The 13,982-nt window shown below is 64.7% G+C and carries 13 protein-coding genes; 9 read left to right on the top strand and 4 right to left on the bottom strand.

The annotated features are described in order from the left end of the window. Positions 1-11: 11 nt before the first annotated feature. The gene (locus ACFQ2F_RS15150) at positions 12-1,346 is read right to left on the bottom strand and encodes a dihydroorotase (RefSeq protein ID WP_379091504.1); all 1,335 of its coding nucleotides are present in this window, start codon (positions 1,344-1,346) and stop codon (positions 12-14) included. A gap of 143 nt (positions 1,347-1,489) precedes the next feature. Between ACFQ2F_RS15150 and ygfZ the strand changes: the two genes are divergently transcribed. Then, on the top strand, positions 1,490-2,365 hold the full coding sequence (gene ygfZ, locus ACFQ2F_RS15145) for a CAF17-like 4Fe-4S cluster assembly/insertion protein YgfZ (protein ID WP_379091502.1): 876 nt from the start codon (positions 1,490-1,492) through the stop codon (positions 2,363-2,365). Continuing rightward, entirely contained in the window at positions 2,362-2,967 is a 606-nt protein-coding gene (locus tag ACFQ2F_RS15140) for a DNA-3-methyladenine glycosylase I (RefSeq protein ID WP_379091500.1), read from the top strand. Before ygfZ ends, ACFQ2F_RS15140 begins: the two co-directional genes overlap by 4 nt. 42 nt (positions 2,968-3,009) lie before the next feature. Here ACFQ2F_RS15140 and ACFQ2F_RS15135 read toward each other — a convergent pair whose 3' ends face one another. After that, positions 3,010-3,255 carry a DUF2188 domain-containing protein gene (locus ACFQ2F_RS15135; protein ID WP_379091498.1) on the bottom strand — a complete coding sequence of 82 codons (246 nt, stop codon included), beginning with the start codon at positions 3,253-3,255 and terminating at the stop codon, positions 3,010-3,012. Between the two features lie 153 nt (positions 3,256-3,408). On the opposite strand from ACFQ2F_RS15135, the gene ACFQ2F_RS15130 reads away from it, so the two are divergent. The 3 genes from ACFQ2F_RS15130 to ACFQ2F_RS15120 all read left to right on the top strand — a co-directional run bounded on the left by ACFQ2F_RS15130 (position 3,409) and on the right by ACFQ2F_RS15120 (position 5,699). Beyond that, on the top strand, positions 3,409-4,023 hold the full coding sequence (locus ACFQ2F_RS15130) for a hydrolase (protein ID WP_379091496.1): 615 nt from the start codon (positions 3,409-3,411) through the stop codon (positions 4,021-4,023). Between the two features lie 94 nt (positions 4,024-4,117). Continuing rightward, complete coding sequence (locus ACFQ2F_RS15125) at positions 4,118-4,672, top strand: tyrosine phosphatase family protein (protein WP_379091494.1); 555 nt, start codon at positions 4,118-4,120, stop codon at positions 4,670-4,672. Positions 4,673-4,676: 4 nt separating this feature from the next. Further along, complete coding sequence (locus tag ACFQ2F_RS15120; RefSeq protein ID WP_379091492.1) at positions 4,677-5,699, top strand: NUDIX hydrolase; 1,023 nt, start codon at positions 4,677-4,679, stop codon at positions 5,697-5,699. On the opposite strand, the gene ACFQ2F_RS15115 is transcribed toward ACFQ2F_RS15120, so the two are convergent. Then, entirely contained in the window at positions 5,696-7,429 is a 1,734-nt protein-coding gene (locus ACFQ2F_RS15115) for an NAD-dependent malic enzyme (RefSeq protein ID WP_379091490.1), read from the bottom strand. The genes ACFQ2F_RS15120 and ACFQ2F_RS15115 overlap by 4 nt on opposite strands. 159 nt (positions 7,430-7,588) lie before the next feature. Between ACFQ2F_RS15115 and ACFQ2F_RS15110 the strand changes: the two genes are divergently transcribed. The 4 genes from ACFQ2F_RS15110 (at position 7,589) to nadC (ending at position 12,617) form a co-directional block, all read left to right on the top strand. Further along, positions 7,589-8,737 (top strand): PQQ-dependent sugar dehydrogenase, encoded by a 1,149-nt coding sequence (locus tag ACFQ2F_RS15110; protein ID WP_379091488.1) that lies wholly within the window; start codon positions 7,589-7,591, stop codon positions 8,735-8,737. A gap of 248 nt (positions 8,738-8,985) precedes the next feature. Beyond that, on the top strand, positions 8,986-10,065 hold the full coding sequence (gene nadA, locus ACFQ2F_RS15105) for a quinolinate synthase NadA (RefSeq protein WP_379091486.1): 1,080 nt from the start codon (positions 8,986-8,988) through the stop codon (positions 10,063-10,065). Between the two features lie 25 nt (positions 10,066-10,090). Further along, entirely contained in the window at positions 10,091-11,719 is a 1,629-nt protein-coding gene (locus ACFQ2F_RS15100) for an L-aspartate oxidase (protein WP_379091484.1), read from the top strand. Between the two features lie 25 nt (positions 11,720-11,744). Then, positions 11,745-12,617: a carboxylating nicotinate-nucleotide diphosphorylase gene (nadC, locus tag ACFQ2F_RS15095; protein WP_379091482.1), complete on the top strand. Its 873-nt coding sequence runs from the start codon at positions 11,745-11,747 to the stop codon at positions 12,615-12,617. Here the strand turns inward: nadC and ACFQ2F_RS15090 are convergent. Continuing rightward, a complete protein-coding gene (locus ACFQ2F_RS15090) occupies positions 12,571-13,674 on the bottom strand; it encodes a cell wall hydrolase (protein ID WP_379091480.1) in 1,104 nt (367 codons plus the stop codon). The genes nadC and ACFQ2F_RS15090 overlap by 47 nt on opposite strands. Positions 13,675-13,982 lie beyond the last annotated feature (308 nt).

Here is a 13,982-nt window from a genome sequence, read left to right as displayed (position 1 = left end):
GGCGGGGGACGTCAAACGTCCTGCTCTGGCTGCAACGCTTCCCCGAAGCGGACCGGACGCCCTTGGGGTTCGTTGAGCTCGCCCTCCCACATGGCGCGATAGCCCCGGATCATGGTGCCCACGGGCCAGCCCTTCACGCGGCGGCCGGCAAACGGCGTCCAGCAGCATTTGCTGGCGATCCATTCGTCTTCGATGGTCTTCTCACGCTTCATATCCACGATCGTGAAGTCGGCATCGTAGCCTACGGCGATGCGGCCCTTGCCTGCGATGGAGAAGAGGCGCTGGGCGCCGGCGCTGGTGAGATCGACAAAGCGTGCGAGGCTGAGCTTGCCCTGATTGACCTGGTCGAGCATCACGGGCACGAGGGTCTGGACACCGGGCATGCCTGACGGCGAGGCAGGATATGGCTTCGCCTTCTCCTCCAAAGTGTGGGGCGCGTGGTCGGAGCCCAGCACATCCACTACCCCTTCATCGAGGCCCCACCAGAGCAGCTCCTGATGGGAAGCGTCGCGAAGCGGCGGGTTCATCTGGGCCTTGGTGCCGAGCTGGGCGTAGGCCTCACCGGATTCAAGCAGCAGATGCTGAGGCGTGACCTCGACGCTCGCCACGTCCTTATGTAGGGCGAGCAGCTCCATCTCCGCGCCGGTTGAGACATGGAGCACGTGGATGCGTTTGCCGGCACGGCGGGCGGCGCGGATCAGCGCCGTGGTGGAGCTCAGCGCCGCTTCGACGTCGCGCCATTCGGTATGGCTGGTCGGATCGTCCTCGCGGCGCACATCGAGGCGGGATTTCAGCCGCCCTTCATGCTCGGAATGGAAGGCGGCGCGGCGGCTGATCTGTGAGAGCACCTGGGCAAGGACCTCTTCGTCATCGACCAGAAGATCGCCGGTGGACGAGCCGAGGAAGACCTTGATGCCGGCAGCACCGGGCAGCTTCTCCAGGCGGCTGAGCTGATCGGCGTTCTCCCGGGTCGCGCCGACATAGAAGGCGAAGTCGCAATGCATGCGCCCCAGGGCCCGGTCGATCTTGTCGGCGAGGGCCTCGGCGCTGGTGGTCTCCGGCTTGGTGTTGGGCATTTCGAAGACCGCCGTGACACCGCCCATGACCGCGGCGCGGCTGCCGCTCGCCAGATCCTCCTTATGCTCGCCGCCGGGCTCGCGGAAGTGGACCTGGGTGTCGATGACGCCGGGCAGAATATGCAGTCCGGTGGCGTCGATGGTCTCTTTCGCGCTGTCGTCGATCATGCCGATGGCGGCAATGCGGCCATTCTCCACCGCGATATCCGCCTGGCCCTCTCCGGCATGGTTGACGACAGTGCCGTTCTTGATCAGCAGATCGTAGCTCACGGAAGGCGCTCCATAGTACCGCTTCTGGCCTTGTCTCGCGCCGGCCACCTTGCGGGGGCTCGGACGCTTCAATACATCTCTAGGTCTTGCTAGCAGAGATGCCGGTGAGGAGCCATCTCAAGACTGGAGCGAGCTTTCTTCACATGAGCGACTGCCAGAAAATCCTGCTTTCCGATCGCGCCGTGATCGGCGTTTCCGGCCCGGAGGCCGAGAAGTTCCTGCAAGGCATCATCACCAATTCCATGGAGCGCGCGGGCGACGGGCTGGGTATCCATGCCGCGTTGCTGACGCCTCAAGGGAAGATCCTGTTCGACTTCTTCTTGGTGGGCGACGGCGCGGGCGGCTATCTGATCGACTGCCCCGCCGAGCAGGCGGAGGACCTCACCAAGCGGCTGACGCTCTATAAGCTGCGGGCGAAGGCGGAGATCACGGCCAAGCCTGAGCTGAAAGTCGCCGTGGTGCTCGGGGCGGCGCCCGAGCTCGCGGACGGCATCATCGCGTTTCCCGATCCGCGGCTCGCCGCGCTTGGCGAGCGACTGCTTCTGACGGAAGAAGCCTTCGCGGGTATCGAGTGTCCCGATGCGAGCGAAGCCGATTATCACGCAAAGCGGATTTCCCTCGGCGTTCCGGCCGGCGGCAAGGATTTCGAATACGGCCAGGCCTTCCCCCACGAAGCGCTGTTCGATCAGCTGAACGGGGTCGATTTCCGAAAGGGCTGCTTCGTCGGCCAGGAGGTGGTCTCCCGCATGCAGCATCGCGGCACGGCGCGCAAACGCGTGGTGCCTGTGGTCGCCGAGAGCACCCTGCCCGAAGCCGGCGCTGCAATCGAGGCCGATGGCGGCACGCTCGGCAGCCTGACCTCGGTGAGCGGCAAGACGGGGCTCGCTTTGCTGCGGCTGGACCGGGCGGCCGATGCGGTGGCCAAGGGCGCGCCGATCACCTGCGGCGACACGGTCGTTCGCCTGCTGCAGCCCGACTGGGCAAGCTTCGAGGTGCCGACGGAAGCAGCACCCGTATGAGTGCTGCCGAGACGTCCGACGATCGCACACGCTGCTCCTGGGCCGGCAACGATCCGCTCTACATCGCCTATCACGACACGGAATGGGGCGTGCCCAACTACGATTCCCGGGCGCTTTTCGAGAAGCTGGTGCTGGAAGGATTCCAGGCCGGGCTGTCCTGGATCACGATCTTACGAAAGCGCGACCGCTTCCGGGAGGTGTTCGAGAATTTCGAGCCCGAACGGGTCGCAAGCTTCGGGCCTGACAAGATCGAGGCGCTGCTCGCCGATCCCGGCATCATCCGCCATCGCGGCAAGATCGAAGCGGCGATCTCCAACGCCCAAGCCTTTCTGGAGCTCGAGGCCAAGGAAAGTTTCAGCGACTTCATCTGGAGCGCGGTCGGCGGAACGCCCATCCAGAACCGCTTCGCGAGCATGTCGGAGATCCCCGCCCAGACAGACGAGAGCGTCGCGCTCGCAAAGGCGCTCAAAGCAAGGGGCTTCCGCTTCTGCGGACCGACCACGGTCTATGCGATGATGCAGAGCATGGGGCTGGTCAACGATCACCTGATCGCCTGCCCGCGCCATGCCGATTGTGTGGAATTGGCGAGGCCCACACCTTAGCCTGTTCGGCCTCGGCGTTCCCTGAGGGCCTCGCCGAAACCGTTAGCCCTTGGAGCCACGCGGATCGCGATTGCGCGGATAGGTGCGCTCTTCTTGGATCTTGCCGTCGCGCTTCTTGATACGGACCGATCCCTCTTTTACGGCCTTCTCGAGCACACCGCCCTTGATCGCGTCGGCTTTGGTCTTGAACTTCTTGACGACGTCCTTGGTGGACTCGTTCTTAAGTTCCCATCGGCTATTGGTAGAATTGTACGCAACCGTGTACCTAGTCAGCTTGGTCTTTGCCATTTGTCATGCTCCCTGTGACGGCATTGAACGAGCGGCCTCAAAATTCACCTCGCATACTATGAACTTCCTCGTCCAGTTGCGCGCAAACGTTTTTGCAAGTTTCCCGGCATCTCGGTGGGATTGCCACTCCGTCATCAAGACTTCGTGGAGCGCATGACTGTTCCCAATTCAGAAAACAAGGTGCGTGCCTGGCAGCGAATGCTCAGCGGCCGGCGGCTCGACTTGCTCGATCCCTCGCCGCTCGACATCGAGATCTCCGATATCGCCCATGGGCTCGCGCGGGTGTCCCGCTGGAACGGCCAGACCGAGGGCGCGCACGCTTTGTCGGTGGCTCAGCACAGCGTGATCGTGGAGGAGATCGTCTGCGCGATCCGACCGAGCCTCGATCCGAAATGGCGGTTGGCGGCGCTCCTGCACGATGCGGCGGAATACGTGATCGGCGACCTGATCAGCCCGTTCAAGGCAGCGCTTCACTTCGACTACAAGGATTTCGAGCACCGGCTGATGGCGGCGGTTTATCTGCGCTTCGGGCTTCCGGCCGAGCCGCCGGCGGGGATCGAGCAGTTGGTCAAGCGCGGCGACCGGATCGCGGCCTATTACGAGGCGACGGTGCTGGCTGGCTTCGAGGCGCCGGAAGCGCGCCGCTTCTTCGGCAGCCCGCGCGGCCTGCCCGAGCCCCAGAAGAAGAAGCTTGAGCGTTTGAAGCCGCTCCCGGCCGATGAGGCCCAGAAGCTTTTCTTGAAGCGTTTCGGCCAGCTTCACCTCTAAGCAACTTTTTGCCGCTTTACGTTGGCTAGGGACGAGAAAATCGTCATTCTGCCATGAAAAACGGGTAGGAAGCGGTCTTGGAAGGTGATTCGAAATGGGCGAGCAGTTGAAAACTGACGACACCATCAAGCAGACCATCTATGTGTCTCCGCTGAGCCGGGTGGCCGGCACCGTGGCGGATGCCGGGGTCAGCCATGTGGTGACCCTGATCAACAACGAGATGGTGATCGACACGCCGGAAGGCATCGAGCCTGCGCGGCATCTCAAGCTCGCCATGAACGATGTGTGCGAGCCGAGCCCGGATCACGTCGTCCCGTGCGAGACCCATGTGGAAGAGCTGGTCGCCTTCGCCCAGACCTGGGACCGCGAGGCGCCGCTGCTGATCCATTGCTGGGCCGGCATCAGCCGCTCAACGGCCGCCGCCTTCATCGTGCTCTGCTCGCTCAATCCGGACGCTTGCGAGTTCGAGATCGCCAAGGCTCTGCGCACGGCGTCGCCGACCGCCTATCCGAACCGCCGGCTGGTCGCTCTGGCCGATGCGCTGCTTGACCGGCAGGGCCGGATGATCGAAGCGGTGGAAGCCATCGGCGATGGCGTGATCGCCGCCGAGGGACGGGTTTTCAGGCTCGACGCTCAGCTCGCGGCGTAAGCCCATGGCGGCCTCTTCGCCTCCAGCCAAATCCAGCAAGACAGACGCGCTTTCTTCCGACCTTCACATCGAGCTCGGGCTGAACGCCGCCATCGTCACGGTGCGCGCCCAGCAGCCCCAGATTCTCGTCGTGCGGCCCGGTGCTGTCGGCTCCGGCGAGTACGATGCGCTCCCCTTCGGCCCGTTCAGCCCTCTCGAGCACCGCACCCTGGAGATCGGCCTGCGGAGTTGGGTGGAGGAGCAGACCGGTCTCGATCTCGGCTATGTGGAGCAGCTCTATACGTTCGGCGATCGCGGCCGCCATGCGGATGCGGCCGAGGCGGTCGCCCATATGCTTTCCGTCGGGTATCTGGCGCTGACCCGCGGCACGGTGGAGGATCTACGCGGCTCCCACTGGTCACCCTGGTACGCCTATTTCCCGTGGGAAGATTGGCGGAAGGGCAAGCCGAAGATCCTCACCGAGGAAATCGAACCGCGGCTGAAGGAATGGGCGAAGCGGCCGCCCCGGCCAGACCGCCCCGTGCGTCCCTTGGGCCGCGAGGAGCGGCTCAAGATCGGCTTCGGCATCGGAGACGGCGGCTGGGACGAGGAGAAGGTCCTGGAACGCTACGAGCTGCTCTACGAGGCAGGCCTCGTGACGGAGGCGGCGCGGGACGAGCGTGTGGCTGCGAAGGACTGGCCGGATCTGCCGGAACTCGGGCGGCCCATGGAATTCGATCACCGGCGGATTCTCGCAACCGCCATCAGCCGTCTGCGCGGCAAGCTGAAATACCGGCCCGTGGTGTTCGAGCTGCTACCCGCCGAGTTCACCCTTTTCGACCTGCAACAGACGGTCGAGGCGATCTCCGGGACGCTTCTGCACAAGCAGAATTTCCGCCGCCTCGTTGAAAATGCCGGACTGGTGGAGCAGACGGGCGGGGTCTCGACCCGCACCGGCGGACGGCCCGCCCGGCTCTATCGCTTCCGCCGCGAGGTGGTGCTGGAGCGCCCTGCCCCGGGCCTTCGAGTGAAAGCGGCGCGGGGCTAGAGGTCCGGCCGCTGAGGAATGCGCCGGTAGCCGGGCTTCTTCACGTAACGGCGATAGACCGGGCGCCAGCGCTTCTTGGCAAGCAGGGCCGGCAGATCGTCGTCCTCGAACGGATCGCACAGACCTTCGTCCCGAGCGCGCTTGGCCACAGCGGCTGCGATGGCGATCGCCACATCCCTCAGAGAGTCCGTCTGCGGCAGGAGCGGTGCGTATGGGTCCTTCCGTGCCGGCGAGATGGCGGCAAGCGCACGGGCGGCGGCGGCAAACATGCCGTCGCTGATCCGCGTCGCGCCCACTGCAAGCACGCCGAGGCCGAGCCCCGGGAAAATATAGGCGTTGTTCGTCTGGTCGATGGTGTGCAGGCGGCCGCCATGCTCCACGGGTGCAAACGGGCTGCCGGTGCAGGTGATCACGCGGCCGTCGGTCCATTCGATGAGATCATCCGGCACCGCCTCGGCGCGCGAGGTCGGATTGGACAAGGGCATGATCACCGGCCGCTCGACATGGCCCGCCATGGTGCGCACAAGCTCTTCGTGGAAGATGCCGGGCTGGGCCGAGACGCCGATCATGAGGGTGGGCTTGGCGTTGGCGACCACATCTTCGAGCGTGATCTTGCTGGCGCGCGGGCGCTTCCAGTCCGCCACTGCCTCGCGAGGTTGGGCGAAGGGCTGCTGGAAATCCAATAGCCCGGGCATCCCATCCACAAGGAGCCCGTCGATATCGACCGCGTAGAAGTGCCGCCGGGCCTCCGCCTCGGACAGCCCCGACTCGACCATCTGGCGCAGGATGAGCTTGGCGATGCCGCACCCGGCAGAGCCGGCGCCGACGATGACGATGCGCTGATCCTTGAAGGGAACGCCGGAGACCTCCATGGCGGCCAGCAAGGTGCCGGCAGCCACAGCCGCGGTCCCCTGAATATCGTCGTTGAAAGTGAGGAGCCGGTCCCGATAGCGGTTCAGCAGCGTACCGGCCTGACCGCGGGCGAAATCCTCCCATTGCAGGAGCACTTTGGGCCAGCGCTCCTCCACGGCGGAAACGAAGCTCTCCACGAAGGCATCGTATTCCGGGCCGCGCACACGGGTGTGGCGCCAGCCGATATAGAGCGGATCGTCGAGCCGCGCCTGGTTGTCGGTGCCGACATCGAGGAAGACGGGAAGCGTGGTCGCCGGGCTCAAGCCACCGCATGCCGTATAGAGCGCGAGCTTGCCGACCGGAATGCCCATGCCGCCGACACCCTGATCACCCAGCCCCAGGACCCGCTCACCGTCTGAGACGACGATGGTCTCCACATGGTCGTAGCGCGGGTGAGAGAGGATCTCGGCGATCCGGTCCTTATAGGGGAGGCTCAGGAAGAGGCCGCGCGGGTAGCGCCAGTAGTCGCTGAATTCCTGACATCCCTGGCCTACCGTGGGCGTGTAGATGATCGGCAACATCTCGGAGAGATGCGAGGTGATGAGCGCGTAGTAGAGCGTCTCGTTCTCGTCCTGGAGGTCGCAGAGGAAGTGATATCTCTCCGAGTTCGTCCGCAGGCGCCGCACGGCGATCAGGCGGCGCTCCACCTGCTCCTCCAGGGTCTCGATATGGGGCGGCAGCAAGCCATGCAGGCCGAAGGCGCTGCGCTCTTCCACGGTGAAGGCGAGGCCTTTGTTGAGCAGCGGCTCGGTGAGGAGCGACCGGCCGCCCACCTCGATCTCGAGGGGATCGGTGTCGCCGGACATTTGGGTCGTCATTGCATATCTTTCGTCGCGTGGGCCGGGACGCGTTCGCCCGTCAAGCTTGCCCGCTAGAGGCCTCCAGGGGCTCGACGCTTTGCCTATCCTCTTGTGAACTTAAGAGCACCGGCGGCGTTTTGCGCAGGTGGCCATAAATTTCTTTCTAGAGAGTTCCCCATGTCATTGAAGCCAGTTCATTTTGCGGGTGCGCTGAGCGCCCTTCTTCTTCCCAGCCTCCTTGCCAGCCAACCGGCGCTCGCCCTGAACGACACGGTGGAGAGCGAAGCCGGGCCGATCGCGGTGGAAACCATCGCCGAGCTGGACAGCCCCTGGGGCTTCGCCTTTCTACCCGACGGCGAGATCCTGGTGACGGAGAAGGACGGCAATCTCGTCAAGGTCTCCAAGGACGGCACGGTCTCCGATCCCATCGAAGGGGTGCCGGAGGTCTGGGCCAACGGCCAGGGCGGCCTGCTCGATGTGGCGCTCGATCCCGACTTTGCAGACAACAGCCTCGTCTATCTGACTTATGCGGAGGCCGACAATGACGGCAAGGCCGGCACGGCAGCAGCCCGCGGCACCCTAAAGGACGGCAAGCTCACGGACGTCGAGGTGATCTTCCGCCAGAAACCGAAGGTCGAGGGGCCGAACCATTTCGGTTCGCGTCTGGCGTTCTCGCCCAACGGCAAGCTCTTCGTCACCACAGGCGAGCGGTTCAAGTTCGATCCGGCGCAGGATCTGAAGACTCATCTCGGCAAGGTCATCCGCATCAACAAGGACGGCAGCGTGCCGGAGGACAATCCGTTCGTGGCCGACGACAAGGCCCTGCCGGAAATCTGGTCCTACGGCCACCGCAACGTCCAGGGCGCGGATATCAAGCCGGACTCAGGCGAACTCTGGACCTTGGAGTTCGGGCCGAAAGGCGGCGATGAGCTCAACAAGCCTGAAGCCGGCAAGAATTACGGCTGGCCGGTGGTGAGTTGGGGCAACAATTACGACGGCTCGAAAATTCCCAATCCGCCGACCCATCCGGAATTCGCCGATGCGGTGAAGCACTGGACCCCGGTCATCTCGGGCTCCGGCATGACCTTTTATACGGGGGAAGAATTCCCCGAATGGGATGGCAATGCTCTGCTGTCGGGCCTGTCCTCCACCTCGATCACTCGCCTCACCTTCGACGGCGACGAGGTCACGGGCGAGGAGCAGCTCGATATGGGCGCGCGGATCCGCGATGTCGGGCAAGGCCCAGACGGCGCCTTATGGGCGATCACAGACGGGACGGACGGCAAGCTGATCCGGCTGACCAAGGCCGAAAACAACGAAGGCTAGGGAAAGACCGGCAAGCCTGGAACTTGCCCCCGCGCTTGCCCCGCTTTCGGCACCTTCGCCGCTAACCCCTGGAAATCCCTCTTAGGGCGACTTATAGTCTGAAGAGAGATATCCATGCAGGGGGGCGGTGAAGGTGCTGCCCTTCGCCGGCACTGGGCTTGAAGACCTTGTGCCGGTAATTTAACACCCTATATATACTCATTATGAGTATTACTAATCAGGGTCATACGGAACGGAGAGTTGAGCCCATGGCAGGGACACCTCAAGAAGGTCATACGCAGCACGAGATCCTCAATCCTTATGAGGGAGCGCCGCTGCCCGACCACATGATTCCGGAGCTTGCCTACACGCCGGAGGTGGAGCGTGAGACCGCGCATCTCTACGAGCGCGTGAAGCGCGTGCTTCCGCCTATCGAGTGGCCGGGGTTTGCGCCCTACGTGAAGGCGATCAACGATCTGAAGAAGCACCGGAACGCGGTGGTGCTAGCGCATAACTACATGACGCCGGAGATCTTCCACTGTGTCGCGGACGTCGTGGGCGACTCCCTGCAGCTTGCCCGCGAGGCGGCGAAGGCCGATGCCGACGTCATCGTCCAGTGCGGCGTGCACTTCATGGCCGAGACGTCGAAGCTGCTCAATCCCAACAAGACGGTGCTGATCCCCGACAGCAATGCGGGCTGTTCGCTCGCCGAGTCGATCACCGGCGCAGATGTCCGCGCGCTGCGCGAGGCCTATCCCGGCGTGCCGATCGTCACCTACGTGAACACGTCCGCCGAGGTGAAGGCTGAGTGCGATATCTGCTGCACCTCCTCCAACGCGGTGAAGGTCGTGGAATCCATGGGCACGGACCGGGTGATCCTGATCCCGGACGAGTTCCTGGCGAAATACGTGGCGTCGAAGACCGATGTCGAGATCATCACCTGGAAGGGCCATTGCGAGGTGCATGAGCGCTTCACGGCGGAAGAGCTGCGCGCCTATCGCGAGGCCGATCCGGGCGTGAAGATCATCGCCCACCCCGAGTGTCCGCCGGAGGTGATCGGCGAGTCCGACTTCACCGGCTCCACCAGCGGCATGATCCAGTGGGTGCACGACAACCAGCCGAGCAAGGTGCTGCTGGTGACCGAGTGCTCCATGAGCGACAACGTCGCCGTGGAGTCGCCCGGCGTGGAGTTCGTCCGGCCCTGTAATCTCTGTCCGCACATGAAGCGGATCACGCTTCCGAAGATCCTCGACAGCCTGATCTTCCTGAAAGAGGAGGTGACGGTGCCGGAGGATGTCGCGGAACCTGCGCGCCGGGCCGTGGAGCGCATGATCAACCTCAACAACTAGGGCGCCTCGCGGCGGGAGACCTCTCATGAGCGATGCGGAAATGCGCAGATTGGGCACGCGCGCCGGCGACACCGATGGCGGCATCGTCGTCGTGGGTGCCGGCCTTGCGGGCCTGTTCACTGCGCTGAAACTGGCGCCCCTGCCGGTCACGGTCGTTTCCGGTGCGCCCTTCGGCGAGGGCGGCTCCAGCTTCTGGGCGCAGGCCGGCATCGCGGCTGCGGTCGGCGAAGGGGATTCCCCTGAAGCCCACGCGGCCGACACCGTGGATGCGGGCGCCGGCATCGTCGAGAAGAGCATCGCCGAGCTGATGGCTCGGGAGGCGCGGGCGCGGGTCGAGGAGCTGCTCGAATACGGCGTTCCCTTCGATCGCGACCTGGAAGGCAAGCTCGCCCTCGGCCAAGAGGCGGCCCACACCAGCCGGCGCATTCTCCACGTCAAAGGCGACACGGCCGGCAAGGCCATCATGGAAGCGCTGATCGACGCGGTGCGTAAGACCCCCTCGATCACGGTGATGGACGGCTGGAACGCCGGCGATCTTCTGCTGAGCGACGGTCGCGTGGCCGGCATCGCGCTCCATAGCGCCGACCAGGACCGGCCCAAGCGCCGCATTCTGCCGGCGCGCGCCGTCGTGCTCGCCACGGGCGGTGCAGGCCAGCTTTATGCCGTGACCACGAATCCGGCGCCAGCGCGCGGCGAAGGCGTGGCGATTGCGGCCCGGGCTGGCGCAGTGATCGCCGATGCGGAGTTCGTTCAGTTCCACCCCACCGCCCTCGACATCGGCGCCGATCCGGCGCCGCTCGCGACGGAAGCCCTGCGCGGCGAAGGCGCTCACCTGATCGATAAGACCGGCAAGCGCTTCATGCGCGGCATCCACCCGGATGCGGAGCTTGCGCCGCGGGATATCGTATCCCGGGCGGTGCATCGCCAGGTGGTGAGCGGGGCCGGCGCCTATCTCGATCTGCGCCCCTTCGCCGACACCCTCGCCCTGCGCTTCCCCACGGTGCATGCGTCCTGCCTGGCGGCGGGGATCGATCCGGCCGTGGAGCCCGTGCCCATCGCGCCGGCAGCCCATTATCACATGGGCGGCGTGCTGACGGATGCGGACGGTAGGAGCTCCGTCGACGGGCTCTGGGCCTGTGGTGAGGTTGCCTCGACCGGCGCCCATGGCGCCAACCGGCTTGCTTCGAACTCGCTGCTGGAGGCGGTGGTGTTCGGTGCGCGAGTGGCCGAGGATGTCTCCGCGACCATGCAGAATTTCCGGGGCGACGCGGGCAAGGCCTTCGATTACGACGAACCGCCGGCGAAGGACGACACCCGCCGGATTCGCCTGCTGCGCCAGACCATGGCGGCGAAGGCCGGCGTGGTGCGGGACGAAGAGTCCTTGCGGGAAGCTCTTTCGGTGATCGCGGCGCTGGAGCAGAGCCGCCCGGACCGGCCGCTGAAGAACATGCTGACCACGGCCAAGATGATTACGGCGGCGGCCTTTGCCCGGCACGAGAGCCGTGGCGCCCATTTCCGCAGCGACTATCCGGAAGCCAATCCCGCAATGGCCAGACGCAGCTTCCTTACTCTCGATGAGGCGGATGCGATCGCACGAGAGGCCATCGGCGCCGACGAGGCGCGCTCCGGTGTCGTCACGGCGCTACATGCCTAAACGCAAGCGCCCGCGCGGATAATTCATGGCTTCAAATCTCTCGCTTCCCCCTCCCCTGGTCGCCCAGATGGTGAGGCTTGCCCTGGCGGAAGATCTCGGCCAGGCGGGCGACGTCACCACCGATGCCATCGTGCCGGAGGGGGCGGCCGGGCATGCCCGTATCGTGGCCCGGGAGGACGGGGTGATCGCTGGGCTCGAGCTTGCGGAAGCAGCCTTCAAAGCCCTCGACCCGGAGCTTCATTTCAATCCAATCGTGACCGATGGCGAAGCGGTCTCCGCCGGAGATGGCGTGGCCGACATCCACGGCAAGGCGCGGGCGATCCTGACGGCTGAGCGAGTCGCGTTGAACTTCCTCGGGCGCCTCAGCGGCATCTCCACTCTCACAAACCTGTTCGTGAAGCGCGTGGACGGCACGGGCGCGACGATCATCGATACGCGCAAGACCACGCCGGGCCTGCGGGCCATCGAGAAATTCGCGGTGCTGGCGGGCGGCGGACGCAACCACCGCTTCGGCCTGTTCGATGCGGTTTTGGTGAAGGACAATCACATCGCCGAGGCGGGCGGGATCGGGCCTGCGCTCAAGGCCATCGAGACCCATGTGGGTCAGGATGGCCGGCGCAGCTTGCGGATCGAGGTCGAGGTGGACCGGCTGGATCAGCTTGAAGAAGCGCTGACCCAGCCCATCGATGCGGTGCTGCTCGACAATATGGATGTGGAGACGCTGAAAGAGGCGGTCCGGATGGTGCGCGAGCGGGCGCCCAAGGTTCAGACGGAGGCCTCGGGCGGCGTTACGCTCGAAACGGTTCGCGGGATCGCGGAAACCGGCGTCGATTTCATCTCAATCGGCGCGCTTACTCACTCACCGAAAAACCTAGACCTGTCGCTGGAGTGGCGCTAGGCGCGCCGCCCGACGAAGAGACGAGGGAGATGTCGGGGCTGGATGTCGTCGGGCCTGTGGAGACCTGATGCACCAGGGACGGCGTGATCACGCTGTTGATCTCGGTGTCGTCGGATGCCACCTGCACCTCGCCATGGGGCACCTTCACCTCGTAAGGCTCCTCGTGGCGCTTCTTATAGAAGATATGGGCGCCGATCTTGTCGATCTTGTTCATGCTGCGCGCCCAGCGGGGACGCACGTAATTGGCGTGATAGAAGGTCGAATAGTCGACCTCGGGCAGCCAGACCTTATCGGTCGTCACCTTCTCGGCGAGCTCTTGGGCCAGGGCCCATTCCTCGTCGTCGTCGGCATTGTCGGACTTGCCGTCGCAAGTGAAGGAGAATTGGCAGCCCTTCTTGAACTGGCCCTGATAGACGACGCCGCAGACGGTGTCGGGGAATTTCGGGCTGCGCACCCGATTCATGACGACCTGTGCGACCGCCAACTGACCCTTCACGGGCTCGCCGCGGGCTTCGAAGTAGATTGCGGTGGCGAGGCAGCGGCGCTCGCGGGCGCGGAACTCGGCTTCCGTCTCGCCCTTATAGGAGACGCCTTCTTCCTTCTCCTCCAGCGGCTTCAGCACCGCCCACTGCAGGAGCGCCATGCCGTCATAGCTGCGGCCGAAGGCGAACTCCTCTTCCCCGATGGTCGGGCGCATGAAGATGTCGGTGCCCTTGCCGTCGGTCAGAGGTCCCTTGAGGGCGACCTGACTGAAGGTTTGGTTCAGACGGTCCGCCTTGGCGTCGCGCATGATGGCGTCGGTATTCACGAGAGCGCCCGATTTCAATCCGCCATCTCCTGTCAGGAGCGCGGCCACGATCGGCTTCTTCGGGGCGTAGGTGGTGGTGACGACGTCGAGATATTGATCGGCGCGGGGCCCCTTGCCGAAGCTACGGAACAGGGCCATGGCCTCCGGCACGAGCGGTGCCGGGCGCTCGGCCTCGTCGGTGATGGCTTTGGTCAGGGCTTTGACGGAGCCTTTGCCGGAGAGCAGCAGCTCGATCTCGAAAGCAACCATGTTACCCGGGACGGCGGCCACATAAGCCAGTCCCAGAAGAGGAAGCCCCGCCAGAACTCCCAATACTACAGGCAAGACGGCCCGCTTTTTGCCGCCGCATGAGCGCTTGCCCATGGTCCCTCCGAGTTAGTCCCCGTCAACTTCATCGGAGGCCTCACCCGTCCCAAAGGGCGCGATCTCCTCGGACCCGACCAGCGCCATGTCCACTGGCGAAAATCAGGTTGAAGCGTCTGTGCTTTCCCGGAGAGTGGACAGGAGATTGGCAGATGACTCTACGCAACACCCCGACCGGTCTGCCCCGGATCCCG

It is taken from the genome of Methyloligella solikamskensis (assembly GCF_042676065.1).
Classification (GTDB): Bacteria; Pseudomonadota; Alphaproteobacteria; order Rhizobiales; family Methyloligellaceae; genus Methyloligella; species Methyloligella solikamskensis.
Note: the sequence above shows the minus strand (reverse complement) of the source record. Positions and strands in the feature narration are given on the sequence as shown.